Raw genomic sequence first — 18,456 nt, 5'->3', positions numbered from 1 at the left:
CCGCGTTGCACCAGGTCGGCCACCGGAGCGACTCCGGAGGCCAGCTTCATGTTACTTTCCGGGCAATGGGACACGTTGACACCGTACTGCATGAGCAGATCCATGTCCGCGTCGCTTAAGACCACGCAATGGCAAGCCAGCAGGTTGGGGCCCAGCACGCCAAGATCGGCAAGATGCCCAACCGGTGTAGCGCCGTATTTTCCCTGGATGTCGTCAACCTCGCTGCGGGTTTCGGAAACGTGAATCACCATGGGCAGATGGTGATTCCGGGCGAGTTCGGCGGCGTCTGTCAACAGGTTCGGTGCGCACAGGTAAGGGGAGTGCGGCTCCACAGCGATGGTTACCAGTGGATCATTGCGCCAGGTGTCGATGAGTCGGCGGGTGTAGTCGAAGCCTTGATCGATGGGGCCATAATTGGGCGAGGGAAAATCGTAGAGCACTTCCCCCACCACCGCCCGCATCCCGGCAGCTTTTGCGGCGTGGGCCACGGCATCCTCGAACAGGTACATGTCGCAAAAGCAGGTGATCCCGGAAAGAAGCATTTCCGCACAGCCGAGCATAGTGCCTGCGTGGACCTTGTCCGGATTCAGCAGGGCTTCCGCCGGAAAGATGTGGTCGTTTAGCCAGGTCATCAAGGGCAGGTCGTCCGCCAGACCCCTGAACAGGGTCATGGCTGCGTGGGTGTGGGTATTGATCAGGCCGGGCATGATGATGCCGCCCTTGGCATCGATGGTCTCCTTGCAAGGGGCCGATGCCACCTCGGCGGCAGGACCGACTGCCTGGATCGTATCCCCGCACACCGCCACCGCACCATTTTCGAGGATTTGGGCACGTGGATTCATGGTCACGACGATGCCATTGGTGATCAACAGGTCTACGGCGGTGGTCATGGAAAGGTTCCCTCGTCCATGCTGATCTGGGCCACCACCGCCTCGATCAGGCGTTTGAGCATGGGGGCGGCCTGGGTGGCTGCCGCCACGATCGCCTCCAGCGATGCAGGCACCGGCCGGTCCGGGTCGTTGATGTTGGTAATGGTGGACAGTCCCAGCACACGCATGCCGGCGTGTACGGCGGCGATGCTCTCCATGACCGTCGAGAAACCGACTGCATCCGCACCGATGGTTTTCAGATAGCGGATTTCCGCCGGTGTTTCCAAAGAGGGTCCCTTCAATCCGGCGTAGACGCCGCTCTTTAAAGGGATGCCCAGGCTGTCGGCAGCCCGGCGGGAGAGCTGGACCAGGGACCGGTCATAAGCTGCCGACATGTCGGGGAAGCGCGGTCCCCAGTCGTCGGGGTTGGCTCCCACCAGCGGGTTTTCACCGGTTAGATTGATGTGGTCGCGGATGACCATCAGATCCCCCTGGCGAAAGTCGGCATTCATGCCTCCGGCCGCGTTGGATAGCATCAGGTGCCTCACGCCCAGCCGCTGCATCACCCGAACGGGAAAGGTGACCTCTTCGGGCGTGTAGCCTTCGTAGAGGTGAAAACGTCCCTGCATGACTATCAGCGGGTGCCCTGCCAGCGTGCCGGCCATCAGACGCCCCGAATGGCCAACCACGGTGGAGGCGGGAAAGTGGGGAATCTCAGCGTAGTCAAGGGCCCACTCGCCATCAAGGGGGCCGACGGCGTCGCCGAGTCCGGTGCCGGTGATCACCCCGGTTTCAGGGGGGCGGTCCAGTTTCGATGCGAGAAACGCTGCGGCTTCACAGACGTTCGCTTTCAGTCGGTTCACGGGTTGCCTCGGTTGTCCGTTTGCTGGGTTGGTTTGACAATGCCGGTCAATGTATTAAAAAAAATCATCATCAGGGAGGTTGGTTTATAAACCAGCTTTCCCGGCCCCGTCAAGCGCTGTCCGACGCGGGCCTGCGGCTATGATAGCGTTGACATTTTTACATAATTATGAAATGTTGCCTCGCGGTCACCCGCGGTCCATGTCAATGGGCGTGGCCGTGGCCGATTCGAGGAATGAAATCGGTTTTGAAGGGATTTCTTCCTGAGCCCAAAGGAGTGTTGCCGACATGGCCCAGAAACACCATCCGCACCATGCGGACATCAACGAAGACATGTGGTCGCAGATCGATGCGGTCATCGATGCACACAGGACCATTTCCGGAGCGGTCATCGCGGTCCTTCGGGAGTGCCAGACGATCGCCGGATACCTGCCCGTGGTGTTGTTGGATCACATCAGCCGGGGCCTCAACCTGCCCTCGAGCAGTGTTTTCGGTGTGGCTTCCTTCTACTCCCTGTTTTCCATGGAACCCAAAGGTCGGCACACCATCAAAATGTGCCTGGGAACGGCTTGCTACGTCAAGGGAATCAAAGAGGCCTTGAGTCGAATTGAAAATGAATATCATCTAAAAGAGGGCGGCACCACCGACGATCGACGGTTCTCCCTTGAAGCGGTTCGCTGTCTGGGGGCCTGCGGACTGGCGCCGGTGATGGTTGTCGATCAGGACACCCATGGCGCCGTAAGTTCCGATAAAGTTCTCAACTTGCTCGAAAAGTACACCTAATCGTTTCGAAAAGAACCTTCAACTCTTTTTCTCTTATTAGAGTGGCCATGAAAATTTCCGAGATCAAAGATATCCTCAAAGGCAGCATGCTTTATGGGGAAGACCAGATGGACACGGTTATCGTCGCCGGCGGGGCTGCGGATCTGATGGACGATGTCCTGGCTGCCGCTGCCAAAGGCTGCGCCCTGCTGACGGGTGTCACCACTGACCATGTCATCCGGACGGCAAAGATTGTCGGTGTTGGTGCCATCGTCGTCGTCAGGGGCAAAAATCCACCCAAGGAATTCGTAGCGATGGCCAAGTCTTTCGATATTCCCCTCATGGTGACCGATTACTCGTTGTTTGTGGCCTGTGGCCGACTGTATATGAACGGCATCAGGGGATTGGACGGTTCCTGGTAATAACTGCTGGAGACGGGATATGGCGAAACTGAATACACAGGACCTGGTAAGCATCAGACATGCGCAAAAAGAGCGACTGGCCTTCAAGGACAAAACTTACCTGCTCATCTGCGGCGGCACCGGTTGCCATGCCACCGGCTCCATCCGGGTCAAGGATGCCCTGCTGGCGGTAATCAAGGAAAAGGGATTGGGTGAAACGGTCCAGGTGATCGAGACCGGCTGCAACGGATTTTGCGCCATGGGGCCCATTCTGGTGGTTCATCCCGGCGATATCTTCTACCAGAAGCTCACCGTGGAGGACATGCCCGAGCTGGTGGAATCCCACCTGATCAACGGCAAGCCGGTTGAACGGCTGCTATACAAGGACCCGGTCTCAAAAGCCAAAATCGCCGCCCAGACAGAGATTCCCTTTTTCGCCCACCAGATGCCCCGGGCCCTGCGCAACAAAGGTTTGATCAACCCCGAGTCCATCAATGACTACATCGGACGGAACGGTTATGCCGGTGCGGCCAAAGCATTGTTCGACATGACCGCTGAGCAGATTATCCAGGAGATGAAGATTTCCGGCATGCGCGGACGTGGAGGAGCCGGCTTTCCTACGGGAGTGAAGTGGGATTTTGCCAGCAAGAGCTCCGGCACGGTCAAATACGTGCTCTGCAACGCCGACGAGGGCGACCCAGGCGCTTTCATGGATCGCAGCATTCTTGAGGCGGACCCCCATGCGGTGCTGGAAGGCATGATTATCGCCGCCAAGGCCATCGACGCCCGCCAGGGCTACATCTACGCGCGCACGGAATACCCCCTGGCCATCAAGCGTCTGAGCATCGCCATCGATCAGGCCAAGGATTACGGGCTGCTGGGCGAAAACATCCTGGGTTCGGCGTTCTCCTTTGACATCGAGATCTACCAGGGTGCCGGCGCCTTCGTCTGCGGTGAAGAGACGGCCCTGATGCGCTCCATCGAGGGCAAGCGGGGCATGCCGCGCACGCGCCCGCCGTTCCCGGCCCACAAGGGCTTGTGGGAGAAGCCCACCATTCTCAACAATGTCGAGACCCTGGCCAACGTTCCCCAGATCATGGTCAACGGCGGCAGCTGGTACGCCAGCGTGGGCACCGAGACCAGCAAGGGGACCAAGGTGTTCGCCCTGTCCGGCGATGTGAACAACATCGGCCTGGTGGAAGTGCCCATGGGCACCTCGTTGCGGACCATCATCTTTGATATCGGCGGCGGCATCCCCAACAAGCGCAAATTCAAGGCGGTACAACTGGGTGGCCCGTCGGGCGGCAGTATTCCCGAGGCCTACCTGGACACGCCGGTGGACTATGAGGCCATTGCCAAGGTGGGGGCCATCATGGGTTCGGGCGGGGTCATCGTCATGGACGAAAAGACATGCATGGTGGACATGGCCCGATTTTTCATGGAGTTCATTCAGGATGAATCCTGCGGCAAATGCACCCCCTGCCGGGAAGGCACGCGCCGCCAACTCCAGATTCTGGAAAAAATCTGTGATGGCCGCGGCGAACCAGCCGATATTGACATCCTGATCGAGCTGTCAAAAACCATTCGCGAGACCGCCCTTTGCGGCCTGGGGCAGACGGGGCCCAACCCGGTGCTTTCAGCCCTGCGCTACTTCCGGGATGAGTTTGACGCCCATATCCTTGAAAAGCGTTGCCCGGCCAAGCGTTGTGTGGCCCTTCTCCGGTTTGAAGTGGATCCGGACGCCTGCACCCGCTGCGGTATGTGCTTCAAGGCCTGTCCGGCCGATGCGATCGAATGGAAGAAAAAGGAAGTGGCCCGCATCGACAAGGATAAGTGCATCAAGTGTCTGACCTGCTACGATAAATGCAGGTTTGACGCCATTTTATGATTCCGCTTGGCCTTGGCGATGCCGGCCGGTCGCAAGGTGGTGGCGGGACAGGCGACAATTACCGGCTGTGCAGCCAGCACCGGCAGGCATGGCTGTTAAGCGGAAAACAGGAGCATTGAGATGACGATAGCCATAATACTGATGGGCGGACTGGGACTCGTGGTGGGCATCGGCCTGGCGCTTGCCTCCAAGATCTTTTACGTCTACGTGGATCCTAAAATCGTATCCGTCGAGGAGGTTCTGCCCGGTGCCAACTGCGGCGGTTGCGGTATGCCCGGCTGCAGCGCCAATGCCGAAGCAATCGTGGCGGGAAAGGCATCGCCCAACTCCTGCGTGGCAGCCGGCGACGAGGTGGCCCTGGCCATAGCCGCCATCCTCGGCGTCAGCGTGGAGGCCAAAGAACCGGATATCGCCCTGCCCGGTTGTACCTATGGTGTGGCCGATGCGGACGTCAAATACACATACGACGGGTTGAATGATTGTCGGGCGGCCGCCCTGCTTTCCGGCGGTATGAAGGTGTGTAACATCGGCTGCCTCGGTCTGGGCACCTGCGCGGCCGCCTGTCCCTTCGACGCGATCGTTATGGGGCCCAAAGGGCTTCCTGTTGTAGATGAGATCAAATGCACGGGCTGCGGCACCTGCGAACGGATCTGTCCCAAACACATCATCACCTTGTCGTCGGTTACGCGCAGGATCCTCAAGGAGTACACCACCGAAGACTGTACGACTCCCTGTCAACGGGCCTGCCCGGCGGGAATCAATATCAGCCGTTACATTCAGCAGATCGCCGACGGGGACTACCACGGCTCGGTTCAGACCATCAAAGAGCGCAATCCATTTCCAACAGTGATCGGCAGAATATGCCCCCGGCCCTGTGAAAACGACTGCCGGCGCCAATTCGTGGACGAGCCGGTGGCGATCAATTTCTTGAAGCGCTTTGCCGCCGATTATGAGCGTGCCCAGAACGAACGCATCCAGCCCTTCAAAGCACCGGACAGCGGCCGGCGCATCGCTGTGATCGGCGGCGGCGTCCAGGGTCTTTCCGCCGCATTTTTCGCGGCCCGGCTTGGCCATGCGGCTACCGTTTTTGAAGGTACGGATCGACTGGGCGGCCTGCTCAACACAGCCATCGCCCGGTTCCGGCTGCCGGAGGAAATTCTTAAATGGGATATCGACGGTATCCTGGAGATGGGCGTAGAGGTCCGAACCGGTCAGATGCTGGGCCGCGACGTGAGTGTGGCCGGACTTCTGGACGATGGTTACGAGGCGGTCTTTCTCGCTACCGGCGGCTGGGACAGTCGAATGGCGCGGGGCGCCGAGAAGGTGGTGGAAACCCCGCTGCCCGGCGGCTGTCTGCTGTTGGACCTGCTGCGTTCCGGCAAGGACGGCCATGAAAAGGTATCCTGTGGAGCGGATACGGTGATCGTGGGTGGTAAAGGACTGGCCGGAGAGGCGCTGGCCAAAGCCCGATCCTTGGGTGCCGGGACGGTGACCTTTATTTTCCGGGACCTCCCCGACGAGACCGCCGTTGCAGCGTTGGTCGATGCCGGTGCCCGGGTAATATCGGGCGCCGTTATTCGCCTGCTGGGCGAAGGCGACGCGCTCAGCGCTGTTGAGGCACTGAATCCGGCGACCGGAGAAGCCTGCCTGCTGCCGGCGCAAACACTGGTATTTTCAGCGGGCCGATTTCCCGAATTGATCTTCACCCGACCTGCCGGAGGCGTGGAAACGCGTCCGAATGCCTGGGCAGCCGTACCGCCTTACAAAAATCCGGACCAGTTCGAAGAGGTGGGCCTGTTCGCCAGAGGCGACGCGCTTACCGATTTCAGCGGTGCCATCAAGGCCATCGGAGCCGGACGCCGCGCCGCAGCCGCCATTCAGCTGCTGATCTATGACATCCCCCTCGATTTGAGGGATGACGTCATCAAACCGGATGCAGTCATCCAGAATGTGGACAGCGTCGAAGCGGTGGCGACCAGCCACCGGCGGATCATGCCTCTGGCCGACAGCCGGGACCTGGCTCAGCTCAAGGAGCTGGAAAAAGGTTTCGACACGGCAACGGCACAGGCGGAAGCAGCCCGGTGCCTCAATTGCGGCCTCATCTGCTATAAAAATGCGCATAATCAGCGACCCGCGGAACAGATCAGGGATGCCGTCAACGCCTGACCGCCTGCAAGGGCCGACGGTGGGAAATATTGAGCAGCGCTTATGGCTACTGAAGAGGGAGTTGTATACAAAATGGGAGCGCCCGGGGCGGGCACGGCATGGGTAAAGACCATCCGTTCCAGCGCCTGCGAATCCTGTTCGTCCCGGCATGCCTGTCATGCCGATGGTGGCGGCAAGGAGATGGAGGTCGAAGCCATCAACACGGCCGATGCCCGGGTAGGGGATCGGATCGTTTTGAATATAAAAACCGCTTCACTGTTGAAAGCCACCTTTCTTCTCTATGTATTTCCGATTCTGGCCATGATTGCCGGCGCGGCGCTCGGGCAGGCCGTTGCCGTCATTCAAGGCACCGACCCGTCGGGCCTTTCAGCCCTGCTCGGCTTTCTGTTTTTCGGGCTGGCCTTCATGGTTATTCGTATCACTGGCCGGCGCCTCAGCAAAAACGCCAGCTATCAACCTGAAATCACCAAGATCAGGGGGCACCATTCACCGTCCGCGGACGCCCTGGTGCTGCCCGAAACAGAGTCCTAATATGGATCAGATCGTATTCATTTCCAGCAACAACACCGCCACCTTCCGTTGCCCCCACTGTGGCCAGGCCAAAACAACCGATGTGAGCCAATATACCGCGATCAACAAGAAAATTACCGTCAACTGCACCTGTGCCTGTGGCCAGCATTTCCGTTGTCAACTGGAAAAACGCAAACAATACCGGAAAGGGGCCGATATTGCGGGGAAATTCACCCTTCTGGGTGAGAAAGGACCCGAGGACACCGGCCTGGTAAAAGTTGTCGATATCTCCACCACCGGCCTGAAATTGAAAATGACCGTCCCACGCAATTTTCCCGTCGGCACCAAGCTTCTGATCGAATTTCGCCTGGACGATCGCAAGCGGACCCCAATGGAAAAGCGGGTCATTGTCCGCAATGTGAGTGGCCCTTATGTGGGGGCCTCATTTCACCCCAACGAGCCGGACGACCCCGCCCTGGGATTTTACCTGATGCGTTGACCGGTTTCACTGCGGATACCCCGGCCAATTCCCGACGGATGCAGCCCTCGACACTCACCCGCCGCAAGGGCATGGGCTGTTTACCGGCGGCAGCCACCACGCTGCATTTTAATGCGTGCACTGCTCGTCGACGTGTGGTAATAAACCCTTTTTTACATTGAGCCCCACGATCAAGTGGATAACAGGAACCCAAAAGTGCAACCCCACACACCGGCGGTCAAAATCAGCTTCCAACGCGGCGTCGTCAAAGGCTGGCGGGGTTTTCTCTGGATGCTGAAGATCATTCTGCCCGTATCCCTGGTCACCTTTTTGCTGGATTATTCCGGTTGGCTCGTCCGGATGGATGGACTGCTGGAGCCCTTGATGGGAGCGATCCATCTGCCGGCCATGGCTGCCTTGCCCCTGCTGGCCGGTCTGTTGACTGGCATTTACGGTGCCATTGCCGCCATGTCCGTGCTGCCGTTTACTGTCGATCAGATGACCCTGATGGCCGTGTTTCTGCTTATTGCCCACAGCCTGATTCAGGAAGGTATCGTGCAGGGCCACTCCGGCTGTCCCGCCTGGATGGCCACCGCCGTTCGTCTGGCGGCTGCCGTGCTGACTGTTTTCGTACTCGGTTGGGTTTTGGGCCCGGAAACCAGCCAGAACACAGCAGGTGGTCCATCGGCATCGGCCCGGATCCTGTTTTGGCCGGCCGTCGAGGGGTGGGCTGTCGCCATGGCAGGGTTGATCTTCAAGATTCTGCTTATCATCACGGCCCTGATGATTTTCATGGAAATCCTGAAGCAGTACCAGGTCATTGACAAAGTGGTTCAGCGCATTGGGCCGTTTCTTGGAATATTGGGTCTTGACAGGCAGGTGGGCATGTTGTGGATAACCGCTGCCGTGTTCGGAATTACATACGGCGGTGCGGTAATTGTGGAAGAGACCCGTGAACGGCGACTTCCCCCTGAGCAGCTCAAAACACTGCACATCTCCATCGGCATCAATCACGCCATGGTGGAAGATCCGGCCCTGTTTTTGCCCCTGGGGATCCATCCCCTCTGGCTGTGGATGCCCAGACTGATCACCGCGGTGGCCTTCACCCACGCATATCGCCTGTGGTTACGGACAAGAAGGCGCCGCCACCCAATCGCAGTCAGTCCCGCCTCCGTTGATGGCAGCTGAAATCCCCGTTGACCCTGTCCGGAACCGCCCGTGGGTGATAAGTCATCTATGGTCCGCCTGATCGGTGGATGGAGGCATTGGACCGGGAACTGCCGACACAGCGGGCGGCACATTTTTTTCCTCCAGCCAGTCAATACCTGGAAGACGCTGCACAGATGAAAATTCTCAGGCGCCGGCGGAAAAGGGGCCGGAATCGGATCACACCTGCCGGGCGATGCCCTTGCTCCGTGTGGGCTTTTGCAGCCGGAGTCGTTGTCTGGCTGTCAATCGCCGGAGTGGCCAGGGCGGACGAAACGCCTGCTGCCACCCAGGCGTTCAGACCCGGTGAACGCTTGACCTTTATTCTCAAATGGACCATCATTCCGGCCGGCGAAGCGGTTCTGGAGGTACTGCCGCAGGAACACATGGCCGGAGGGGATGCCAACCACTTCGTGTTGACAGCCCGGTCGAATGCCTTTGTGGACGCTTTTTACATGGTGCGGGACCGTATCGATGCCTGGGCTGACACCGGCATGCGCCACTCTTTAAAGTACCGCAAAAAACAACATGAAGGCAACTCACGGCGGGATGTTACCATCGCCTTCGATTGGGATGAGATGACAGCCCAATACAACAACCAGGGCAAGATCCAAAAACCGATTCCGATTACCGACGGCACCTTCGATCCCCTGTCCATTTTTTACTGGTCCCGTTCGGTTGATCTGGTTGCCGGCAGGCGCATACAAAGACCGGTGACTGACGGAAAGAAGCTCGTATCGGGGGTGGCGGACGTGGTCAGGCGCGAGACGATAATGGTGCCGGCCGGCACGTTCGATACCTTTCTCATCGAGCCGGATCTATCGCAGGTAGGCGGTGTCTTCGAGAAAAGCCCGGATGCCAAAATACAGCTCTGGGTCTCTGCGGATCATCGGCGCCTGCCGGTGAGGTTGAAAAGCAAGGTGATCGTGGGCAGTTTTTCCGGAGAACTGGTCCGCATCATCGACTCCGGACCGCTGCCCCCCAATGGAAAACAAGGTGAATGACAATTGTCGTAAACCCATGCTGACCGGCATCAGGGTATTTACCGGCCAACTCGTGGGGTTTTGATACCCCACTAGACATCAAGGAGCAATCAATGACTGTAACTCGACCCCAAACCATCTCTGCCATCGCTGCCGCCATGATGGCGATCTTCTTTATTGTTCCGGCGGTCACACTCGCTGTGGAAACGCCTGCGGGCCAGATTGGCCAGGTCAATGCCACCGTGTTGCTGCGCCAGGATCTGGACCGTGAGATGAAACTGGTATCCCTGAAGCTGGCCCGACAGGGGCGTCCGGTGGATGCCGACCAGTTGAAGCGCTACGAGGGGGATATCCGTGAAACCCTTATCAACCGGACCCTGCTGCTGCAGCAGGCTCAAACCATGGGGATCGATGTCAAGGACAGCCTCGTGGAAAAAGCGTTGGATGAGTTCAAAGCGGCCTTTAAGGATGAAAAGGACTATCAACGCGCCCTGGCGGATATGGGATTTACCGAAGCGATGCTCAACGGCCAGATCAAAAATGGTCTGACCATTAAAACCCTGATTGATAAAGAGGTGATTCAGAAGGTTTCCGTGTCCGATCATCAGGTTCGCGCCTATTATGACGAAAACCCGAACTTGTTTCGCAAGCCGGAACAGGTCAGGGCCTCTCATATTCTCGTCAAGGTGGCGGAAAATGCAGGTGAGGCCAAGCAGGCTGAAGCCCTGACTGCTATTCAGGCGCTGAAGGTGCGTGTCGACAATGGTGAGAACTTTGCCACATTGGCCATGGAAAACTCCGATTGTCCCAGCAAGACCAAGGGAGGGGATCTTGGCTATTTTGACCGGCAGCAGATGGTAGCGCCCTTTTCCGAAGCTGCCTTTGCCCTTCAGCCGGGCCAGACCAGTGATGTGGTGCAGACCCGTTTCGGCTATCACCTGATCCGGGTGAGCGAGCGTCAGGCGGAACAGACCATGGCCTTCAATGATGTAAAGGAAGCCATCTTAGCCCGCCTTCGTCAGGAGCAGGAGGGCAACAAGATCGACGCCTACCTCGAAAAACTGAAGGAACGTGCGGATATTAAACGATTTCCGTTGTAGCTTTTCGCTTGACAACGCGTATGTCATTGGCTAATGATTTTCTCGGATGATAGTTTGGCCACAGCGCCCCCTGATTTGAAATCTTCTGAGCGGCAATCTTCCATGTGCCGGAGTATCGTCTGCAAAGGCAAAGGGACATTTTGGAGGGGAACTATCGAGAAGAGGAGGTCAGCGTTTTGGCGAACGGGACAGTAAAATGGTTTAATGACAAAAAGGGGTATGGCTTCATCAACGAAAACGAAGGCCGGGATGTCTTTGTCCACTTTTCCGCCATTGACATGACGGGATTCAAGACCCTGTCCGAAGGGGACACGGTTATCTTTGATGTGGAGGAAAGTGACCGCGGACCTGAAGCCAAGAATGTAAAAAGAGCAACCTGATTCCAACACATTCGTTTTCAACCGGGGCATCCAGCCAGCAGTGGGGGGGTGTCCCGGTTGCTTTTTCTACTGCGACACGTTCAGCGCCCTGTCAATCTTCGAAATCATCTTTAGGGTGCCATGACGATAAGCGTCCTGCCCGCGGTATTCTGCTGCATATCAGTTGGACATGTCAATCCGTTCCGTACGCATAAGATGTCGAAAAAAAAGGAGCCGTCCATGAAAAGTTTCCGCAAAGAACTCTGGTTCGAGGTCCCCACCCGAAGGGCCTTTGTCAATATTACGTCAGACGTGCAGGAATGCATCGACGCAAGCGGGATCAAAGATGGTATCGTGCTCGTAAACGCGATGCACATAACCGCCTCTGTTTTTATCAACGATGATGAATCCGGCCTGCATCATGACTATGAAATCTGGCTTGAAAAGCTCGCCCCCCATGCACCGGTCTCCCAGTACCGGCATAATGTGGGTGAAGACAATGCCGACGCCCATATGAAGCGCCAGATTATGGGCAGGGAGGTTGTGGTGGCCATCACCGACGGCCGACTGGATTTTGGAACCTGGGAACGTATTTTTTACGGTGAGTTCGACGGTCGGCGTAAAAAGCGGGTGCTGGTTAAGATCATCGGGGCCTGAACCGCCGCCGACGGTTCAAGCCGCTGCGCCTGCCAAGTTAAGCGGGCAGCGACCATTGCGCATCATCGATGCCTGGCAGCAGGTGTTATTTCTATTTCCGGCATTACTTTGTGTTTACCGATTGACGCCGGAGGGTACCATGAACGATGAATCTGTCTTTCATTGGCCAATGCTGCTGATATTTGTGGCGCCACTGCTCTATTTTGAGGTGATGCGTCGGCTGGACAAATACTGGGCTGCCAAAACACCGCTGACGGATGAAGAGCGCCTGTGGAACCATGCCAGAAATCAAGGCATCAGCGAACATGAAGTGTTCAAGCTGGCGGCCGCCACCTGGTCGCTCTCGCCTGACCATGCCGACTCGGATTTCAGCGATTACCTGAAGAGCGAAATTCTGCCGCATTACGTCCGAGACTATTTGCGCAAGCTGAAGACCCTATAGCCCTGCCGGCGAAACCGATCAAGAATTTCCAGGAAGGCACACCATGGCCATGCGACCGGGGCGCCCGATAAACGGTTCCGCAGGCCGCTGTTCGATTTTTCGCCCAAGTCGTTGCGGCGGGGTCAGCGAGCGAACTGGGAATCGATTATCATTTCTGCGGCGGTGTGCAGCACTGCCGCTGCAGGCCGAACATCCCGGCGGCTTGCCGCGGGGAGGGTTCAACCCACCGGTAAAAAAGGCACCCTTTGTATTCAACGGTTGAGAAGGGAATGAAAATGGGGTAAATGGAGACAAGGCATTGCCCCAAAGCGTCTCATTCGTTTCAGCGGTTCAGGGCCGGAAACCCCTGACGCGTGGTGTGGCATCATGAAAACCGTCGTTTGCCTGATACTTTGTCTTTTCTGCTGCCTGGGCAGCGTGGGGATTCATCCGGCCATGGCGCAGCGTGCAAGCTCAGACCCCCTGATCAGCCTGGTGGCAAATAATGAACCCCTGGGTGATGTGCTTGAAAGCATTACCCGGGAGACCGGCTACCAGTTCAATCTCGACCGCAGGTGGCGGGACCATCCCGTCAGTGCCGCCATTACGGATTTGCCGCTGGAGCGAGGCCTCAAGCGCCTGCTGCGCAGCTTGAACCATACGATCATCTGGGAGTCTGACAATCGTATCACCATCATGGTTGTCGGAAAAGTTGACTCCGTAAAGTCCGGCTCGGCCATCTCATTTCCAGCTCCGCTCCCAACCATCCAGGAAGCGGATGGGCCGGTTATCGCCCCTGAAGATGCCGCTGAAGAGGAGCCGGAACCGACTGAGGCCGCCCCTGAAGCGGCGGATGCCGATATCCCTGCCGGGGATGGTGCAGGGCCTGAATCGGGCGAGGTTGAATCAAGTCAGGAAGTGGAAGACCCACCGCCACCGAACGGAGAGGTGTCTGAATAGCCGCCGCCTGATGGAGACGAACCGGCCGGTGTGGCCGTGACAACCATTTAGGACCTTCTTTACTGCCTTGCCGGCCGCACATGCGCGTCGTCCAAGCATCCAGAAACGAGACTGCGTTTCATCTTCCGTGCATCCCTTCGAACCACCAATTCCCCTGTTTTAAGCCGGTGTTATGGCATTCGGCGCCTTTGGTGCTTAGATTAAACAATGTATAAGTGAACCGGGCAGCTGTGATCGTCCATCCGGCTGGCAATGGGTTCTGTCAACTGGATGGCTCCGAGCGCTGTCCCGACTTGTGAAGGTGTGGCCCCTATGAATTTACCTGCATCGACAACGTTCATGGAACCCGGTCAATTTCCTGCGAGGACCCAGGGATCCCTGGAGGACCTGCATTTTGACAACCGGTTCATCCGTAAACTGCCCGGCGACCCCGATACCCGCAACCGGCGCCGCCAGGTAACGGGTGCCTGCTATTCGCTGGTTCAACCTACTGCCGTGGCTGCACCGCAGCTGGTGGCCTTTTCAAGGGAGATGGCCGAACGCTTGGGTCTCTCCGTGCAAACCTGTCGGACGGATGAATTTGCCCAAACTTTCACCGGAAACCGTCTGCTGCCGGGTATGCAGCCCTATGCCATGTGCTACGGCGGTCATCAGTTCGGCAACTGGGCCGGACAGCTGGGAGACGGCCGTGCCATCAACCTGGGAGAAGTCCTCAACGCGCATTCAGAGCGCTGGGTGCTGCAGCTGAAAGGGGCCGGCCCCACACCTTACTCTCGCACCGCCGACGGCCTGGCGGTGCTGCGTTCTTCGGTGCGGGAATTTTTGTGCAGCGAGGCCATGTTTCATCTGGGAGTGCCCACCACGCGGGCATTGAGTCTGACCCTGACCGGTGAACAGGTGGAGCGGGACATGTTCTACGACGGCCACCCCAAACTGGAGCCCGGGGCTGTGATCTGTCGTGTCTCGCCATCGTTCACGCGCTTCGGTAGCTTCCAGATATTCGCCGCCCGCGGCGATACGGCGGTGTTGAAACAGCTGGTGGACTACACCATCCGCACCGACTTTCCCCACCTGGGCGAGCCCTCACCGGAAGTCACCATCCAGTGGTACGCGGAGGTGTGCCGGCTGACTGCTGAAATGATCGTGCACTGGATGCGGGTGGGGTTCGTCCACGGGGTGATGAACACCGACAATATGTCAATTCTCGGGCTGACCATCGATTACGGCCCTTATGGCTGGCTGGAAAACTATGATCCCGACTGGACACCCAACACGACCGATGCCGTTGGCCGGCGCTATCGTTTCGGCAATCAACCCGCCATCGCCCAGTGGAATCTCATGCAGTTGGCCAATGCAATTTTCCCATTGGTCGGCAAGGCCGAACCGCTTCAGGCAGCGCTGGATGGCTACAGTGCCTGGTACCGGCAGGGGTGGCAGGCAATGATGGCCCAAAAGCTGGGACTGAAGGCATTCGATCCGGCAGCCGACGGCGCACTGATTGACGACCTGCTGGCCATCCTGCCCCTTGCCGAGACTGACATGACCCTCTTTTTCCGGCGTCTGGCGCGGCTGGATGCAACCGATCCAGCCCTGGCAAAGGCCAGTGATGCAACCCTGATGGCCCCGTTGATGGAAGCCTACTACGTTCCGGATCAGCTGACAGCCGCATTGCGCAGCCGCATCGGCAGCTGGCTTCGGGGCTATCTGCAGCGGGCGGGCAGGGACAATTCATCCCATCGAACCCGTCGCCGGTGCATGAATGCCGTCAACCCCAAGTACGTGCTGCGCAACTACATGGCCCAAATGGCCATCGACAGGGCCGAAAAAGGGGATTTCGCGCTGATCGACGAACTGCTTGATCTGCTGCGCCGTCCCTATGACGAGCAGCCGACAAAGGAGGCCTTTGCCGGCAAACGGCCGGACTGGGCGCGTCACCGGCCAGGTTGCTCGATGCTGTCGTGCAGTTCATGAGACCTCATCCGGCAACCGGACATGGTATTGGGTAACCGTTCCTAAATGGGCGATCCCATTGACAACGACCCGATGCTTCACTAAAACCAATGCGTGATCAAATTTATCCACAGCGCCGACATCCACCTGGACAGCCCGCTGCACCGGCTGGAGGTATACGACGGCGCCCCGGTTGACCGGATTCGCCAGGCATCCCGGCGGGCCTTCGAAAACCTGGTGAACCTGGCCCTGGGCGAGGCGGTGGATTTTGTGCTGATCGCCGGCGACCTGTTCGACGGCACCTGGAGGGATTACAACACCGGGCTCTATTTCATCAGCCAGGTCCGGCGGCTCACAACCGCCGGGATCGAGGTCTTCATGGTAGCCGGCAACCATGATGCCGCCGGTCGCATGACCCGATTATTGCCCTATCCGGAAAAGGTTCATCTTTTTTCTCACCGCGACGCCCAGACCCGCACCCTTGACCCGCTGAAGGTGGCCATCCACGGGCAAAGCTTCGGCACGGGCGCAGTGACCGACAACCTGGCTGCCGGCTACCCGGAGCCGGTGCCCGGATATGTCAACATCGGCCTGCTGCACACGAGCCTGACCGGCCGGGAAGGCCACGAAACATACGCCCCATGCACTTTGGCTGACTTGGAAAACCGGGGCTACGACTACTGGGCCCTGGGTCACGTCCACCAGTTCGAAATTGTTGCCGAAACACCCATGGTGGTGTTTTCCGGCTGCATCCAGGGGCGCCATGTCAGGGAATCCGGAGCCAGGGGGTGTGTGCGGGTCAACTTAAAAGCGGGGTCGGCGCCCGAGGTCACCCATCATCCGCTGGATGTGATCCGTTGGGAGCGGCTGACCGTTGATATCGGCGGTGCGCAGACGATCGACCAAGGTCTGGATCGCTTCAAAGCGGCCTTGGAGACCAAGATTGACCAGCATGACCCGCTGCCGGTAATCGCCCGGGTGGATGTTGTCGGTGAGACCACGCTTCACCCGCGAATCGCCGCGGATCCGGAACACCTTAAAGAGTCGTTCCGATCCGCCGCCATCGCCGTTTTCGGTGACCGGGCCTGGATCGAGAAGATCACCATCAGAACCAGACCCGACGGCCGGGCAGCGACCCACCCCGGACCGCTTCAGGAACTGGCCCTGTTTGTGGACACCCTGACATCGAGCGGGAGCGATCTGCTGGCCTTGAGCGATGAACTGGCCGCTCTTTTTCAAAAGCTGCCCGCCGACTACCGCAGCGGAGATGCCAGGCTCCGTCCGGACGACCCGCAGCAGATGCGGGAACTGGTGGATCAGGCCCACGCCCTGCTTGTCCGAAGACTGAAAAAGGATGCCGCCGCGTCATGAAAATAAGCTCCCTGCGGCTTGCCGCATACGGCCCCTTCAGCGGGTTGAACCTTGACCTTGCCGGTGGCGCTGCGGACTTTCACATGGTTTTCGGCCCCAACGAGGCGGGAAAAAGTTCGGCCCTGCGAGCGCTCCGCCACATGCTATTCGGCATACCGGCCCGTACCGCGGACAATTTTCTGCACGGATACGCCAATTTGCGTGTCGGCGCCCGACTGGTCAACCGTGACGGCAGCGAAATCGAATTTATCCGGCGCAAGGGGCTGGCCAAAACCCTGCGTGGCCCGGATGACGACGCCGTGCTGGATGACGACGCCCTGGCGCCGTTTCTCGGTGGTGTCCGCCAGGATGTGTTCGAACAGATGTTCGCCATCGGTCACGATGATCTGGTCCAGGGCGGCAAGGAGATCCTCTCCGGTCAGGGACGCATCGGTGAGGCCCTTTTTGCGGCTGGCGCCGGCCTGATTCAGCTGCAGACCGTCCAGCAGGGTCTGGCGCAGGACTGTGGTGCGCTTTTCAAGCCCAGCGGCTCGACCCCCCGGATCAATCAGACGATTGCATCGCTCAAGATGGTTCGAAAGCGTCAAAAGGAGGCGTTGCTGCCGGAAAGCACGTGGCAGATGCATGACCGCACGCTTCGTGATGCGCAAATACGCATGACCAGCGTCCTCGAGGCGCTCGGGAGACACAAGCAAAGCGTCGGAAGACTCGGCCGCATTGCTGAGGCCCTGCCGCTGATCGCCCGTAGAAAAGAGATTGATGCCGAACTCGCCGCGTATCAGGGGGTGCCGGATTTGCCGGACGATTTCGGGGAAAAACGGCGTGATGCCGAAAAAGACCTGAAAATTGCCACCCGTGACGCCGATCGGTCCCGCAAATCCATTGAGACCATCAACGCCCAGATCAAGGCCCTGCCGGTGCCCGCCGCGCTGATCCGCTACGCCGCCGCCATCGAGGCGCTGCAGCACGAGCTGGGCAGTTTCCGCAAGGCCCAGACAGACCGGCCTGGCCTGGTCGGGCGCATGCGCACCTTCCAACGGCAGGCATCCGACCGTCTTGCGGAGATGGAACCGGAGATCTCCGCCGGGTCTGTGGAGCGCCTGAAACTGCCTCCGTCAACCGTCGGTGAAATTCAAAACCTGGGCAAAACCTTCGAGCGCCTGACCGCCACCTTGGAAACCACCCGCATGCGGCGCCGCAAACTGGAAAACCGTCTTGCCCGGATGACGGAGCTGCGACAATCGATGCCGGTACCCGCGGATGTATCCCGCCTTGAAACCGCCGTTTCATCGGCCCAGGAAGCTGGCCCCATCGAAAAGCGGTTCGCCGACATGCGCGGCGCTGTCGAGGCACTCGAAAACGACCTGGTGCGATCCTTGAAACGGCAAACCCTGTGGGGTGGCCCGCTGGCGGACATCGATGTATTGCCCTGTCCGTCCGCCGCGAGCATCGACCGGTTCGAGGAGCAGATTGACGCGGCCCGTCGCCGGATTGAAAAACAGCGTGAAAGCAGG

General features: G+C 58.7%; 18 protein-coding genes. 16 read left to right on the top strand and 2 right to left on the bottom strand.

The genetic code is table 11. The features are described 5' to 3' along the window. Nucleotides 1–890 (bottom strand): amidohydrolase (locus R6V78_RS08315; protein ID WP_410288879.1); only part of this gene is annotated, 890 nt, incomplete at its 3' end. Continuing rightward, nucleotides 887–1,732 (bottom strand): purine-nucleoside phosphorylase, encoded by an 846-nt coding sequence (locus R6V78_RS08310; protein ID WP_410288878.1) that lies wholly within the window; start codon nt 1,730–1,732, stop codon nt 887–889. The genes R6V78_RS08315 and R6V78_RS08310, both read right to left, overlap by 4 nt. 286 nt (nt 1,733–2,018) lie before the next feature. On the opposite strand from R6V78_RS08310, the gene R6V78_RS08305 reads away from it, so the two are divergent. The 16 genes from R6V78_RS08305 to R6V78_RS08230 form a co-directional block, all read left to right on the top strand. Then, nucleotides 2,019–2,513 carry an NAD(P)H-dependent oxidoreductase subunit E gene (locus R6V78_RS08305; RefSeq protein WP_410288877.1) on the top strand — a complete coding sequence of 165 codons (495 nt, stop codon included), beginning with the start codon at nt 2,019–2,021 and terminating at the stop codon, nt 2,511–2,513. Between the two features lie 47 nt (nt 2,514–2,560). Then, nucleotides 2,561–2,914 (top strand): hypothetical protein, encoded by a 354-nt coding sequence (locus R6V78_RS08300; protein ID WP_410288876.1) that lies wholly within the window; start codon nt 2,561–2,563, stop codon nt 2,912–2,914. 19 nt (nt 2,915–2,933) lie between these two features. Then, nucleotides 2,934–4,781, top strand: coding sequence for an NADH-quinone oxidoreductase subunit NuoF (gene nuoF / locus R6V78_RS08295; RefSeq protein WP_410288875.1), 1,848 nt, complete (start codon nt 2,934–2,936; stop codon nt 4,779–4,781). A 120-nt stretch (nt 4,782–4,901) separates the two neighbouring features. After that, nucleotides 4,902–6,947, top strand: a complete 2,046-nt coding sequence (locus R6V78_RS08290; RefSeq protein ID WP_410288874.1) for an FAD-dependent oxidoreductase — start codon at nt 4,902–4,904, stop codon at nt 6,945–6,947. 42 nt (nt 6,948–6,989) lie between these two features. Continuing rightward, nucleotides 6,990–7,478 carry a SoxR reducing system RseC family protein gene (locus R6V78_RS08285; RefSeq protein WP_410288873.1) on the top strand — a complete coding sequence of 163 codons (489 nt, stop codon included), beginning with the start codon at nt 6,990–6,992 and terminating at the stop codon, nt 7,476–7,478. 1 nt (nt 7,479) lies between these two features. Continuing rightward, nucleotides 7,480–7,956 carry a PilZ domain-containing protein gene (locus R6V78_RS08280; RefSeq protein ID WP_410288872.1) on the top strand — a complete coding sequence of 159 codons (477 nt, stop codon included), beginning with the start codon at nt 7,480–7,482 and terminating at the stop codon, nt 7,954–7,956. Nucleotides 7,957–8,151: 195 nt separating this feature from the next. Further along, entirely contained in the window at nt 8,152–9,123 is a 972-nt protein-coding gene (locus tag R6V78_RS08275) for an iron transporter (RefSeq protein ID WP_410288871.1), read from the top strand. A gap of 68 nt (nt 9,124–9,191) precedes the next feature. Next, nucleotides 9,192–10,145, top strand: coding sequence for a DUF3108 domain-containing protein (locus tag R6V78_RS08270; RefSeq protein ID WP_410288870.1), 954 nt, complete (start codon nt 9,192–9,194; stop codon nt 10,143–10,145). A 92-nt stretch (nt 10,146–10,237) separates the two neighbouring features. Next, entirely contained in the window at nt 10,238–11,224 is a 987-nt protein-coding gene (locus R6V78_RS08265) for a peptidylprolyl isomerase (protein ID WP_410288869.1), read from the top strand. A 176-nt stretch (nt 11,225–11,400) separates the two neighbouring features. Next, the gene (locus R6V78_RS08260; RefSeq protein ID WP_410288868.1) at nt 11,401–11,604 is read left to right on the top strand and encodes a cold-shock protein; all 204 of its coding nucleotides are present in this window, start codon (nt 11,401–11,403) and stop codon (nt 11,602–11,604) included. A gap of 219 nt (nt 11,605–11,823) precedes the next feature. Continuing rightward, complete coding sequence (locus R6V78_RS08255; protein WP_410288867.1) at nt 11,824–12,240, top strand: secondary thiamine-phosphate synthase enzyme YjbQ; 417 nt, start codon at nt 11,824–11,826, stop codon at nt 12,238–12,240. Nucleotides 12,241–12,379: 139 nt separating this feature from the next. Next, a complete protein-coding gene (locus tag R6V78_RS08250) occupies nt 12,380–12,682 on the top strand; it encodes a hypothetical protein (protein ID WP_410288866.1) in 303 nt (100 codons plus the stop codon). Between the two features lie 366 nt (nt 12,683–13,048). Continuing rightward, on the top strand, nt 13,049–13,621 hold the full coding sequence (locus tag R6V78_RS08245) for a hypothetical protein (protein WP_410288865.1): 573 nt from the start codon (nt 13,049–13,051) through the stop codon (nt 13,619–13,621). A gap of 312 nt (nt 13,622–13,933) precedes the next feature. After that, a complete protein-coding gene (locus R6V78_RS08240) occupies nt 13,934–15,592 on the top strand; it encodes a protein adenylyltransferase SelO (RefSeq protein WP_410288864.1) in 1,659 nt (552 codons plus the stop codon). Between the two features lie 93 nt (nt 15,593–15,685). Continuing rightward, complete coding sequence (locus tag R6V78_RS08235; RefSeq protein WP_410288863.1) at nt 15,686–16,942, top strand: exonuclease SbcCD subunit D; 1,257 nt, start codon at nt 15,686–15,688, stop codon at nt 16,940–16,942. Then, the coding region (locus tag R6V78_RS08230) for an AAA family ATPase (protein ID WP_410288862.1) at nt 16,939–18,456 on the top strand (1,518 nt) is incomplete at its 3' end. The genes R6V78_RS08235 and R6V78_RS08230, both read left to right, overlap by 4 nt.

The organism is Desulfosarcina sp. (assembly GCF_046496365.1).
In the GTDB taxonomy this organism is placed as follows: Bacteria; Desulfobacterota; Desulfobacteria; order Desulfobacterales; family Desulfosarcinaceae; genus Desulfosarcina.
Note: the sequence above shows the minus strand (reverse complement) of the source record. Positions and strands in the feature narration are given on the sequence as shown.

What these genes read in the sequence shown, in the direction of transcription:
- R6V78_RS08290 (WP_410288874.1), top strand. Translation starts at nt 4,902, where the DNA reads ATGACGATAGCCATAATACTGATGGGCGGACTGGGACTCGTGGTGGGC.
- R6V78_RS08250 (WP_410288866.1), top strand. Translation starts at nt 12,380, where the DNA reads ATGAACGATGAATCTGTCTTTCATTGGCCAATGCTGCTGATATTTGTG.
- R6V78_RS08300 (WP_410288876.1), top strand. Translation starts at nt 2,561, where the DNA reads ATGAAAATTTCCGAGATCAAAGATATCCTCAAAGGCAGCATGCTTTAT.
- R6V78_RS08240 (WP_410288864.1), top strand. Translation starts at nt 13,934, where the DNA reads ATGAATTTACCTGCATCGACAACGTTCATGGAACCCGGTCAATTTCCT.
- R6V78_RS08285 (WP_410288873.1), top strand. Translation starts at nt 6,990, where the DNA reads ATGGCTACTGAAGAGGGAGTTGTATACAAAATGGGAGCGCCCGGGGCG.
- R6V78_RS08280 (WP_410288872.1), top strand. Translation starts at nt 7,480, where the DNA reads ATGGATCAGATCGTATTCATTTCCAGCAACAACACCGCCACCTTCCGT.
- R6V78_RS08305 (WP_410288877.1), top strand. Translation starts at nt 2,019, where the DNA reads ATGGCCCAGAAACACCATCCGCACCATGCGGACATCAACGAAGACATG.
- R6V78_RS08265 (WP_410288869.1), top strand. Translation starts at nt 10,238, where the DNA reads ATGACTGTAACTCGACCCCAAACCATCTCTGCCATCGCTGCCGCCATG.
- R6V78_RS08270 (WP_410288870.1), top strand. Translation starts at nt 9,192, where the DNA reads ATGGAGGCATTGGACCGGGAACTGCCGACACAGCGGGCGGCACATTTT.
- nuoF (WP_410288875.1), top strand. Translation starts at nt 2,934, where the DNA reads ATGGCGAAACTGAATACACAGGACCTGGTAAGCATCAGACATGCGCAA.
- R6V78_RS08255 (WP_410288867.1), top strand. Translation starts at nt 11,824, where the DNA reads ATGAAAAGTTTCCGCAAAGAACTCTGGTTCGAGGTCCCCACCCGAAGG.
- R6V78_RS08245 (WP_410288865.1), top strand. Translation starts at nt 13,049, where the DNA reads ATGAAAACCGTCGTTTGCCTGATACTTTGTCTTTTCTGCTGCCTGGGC.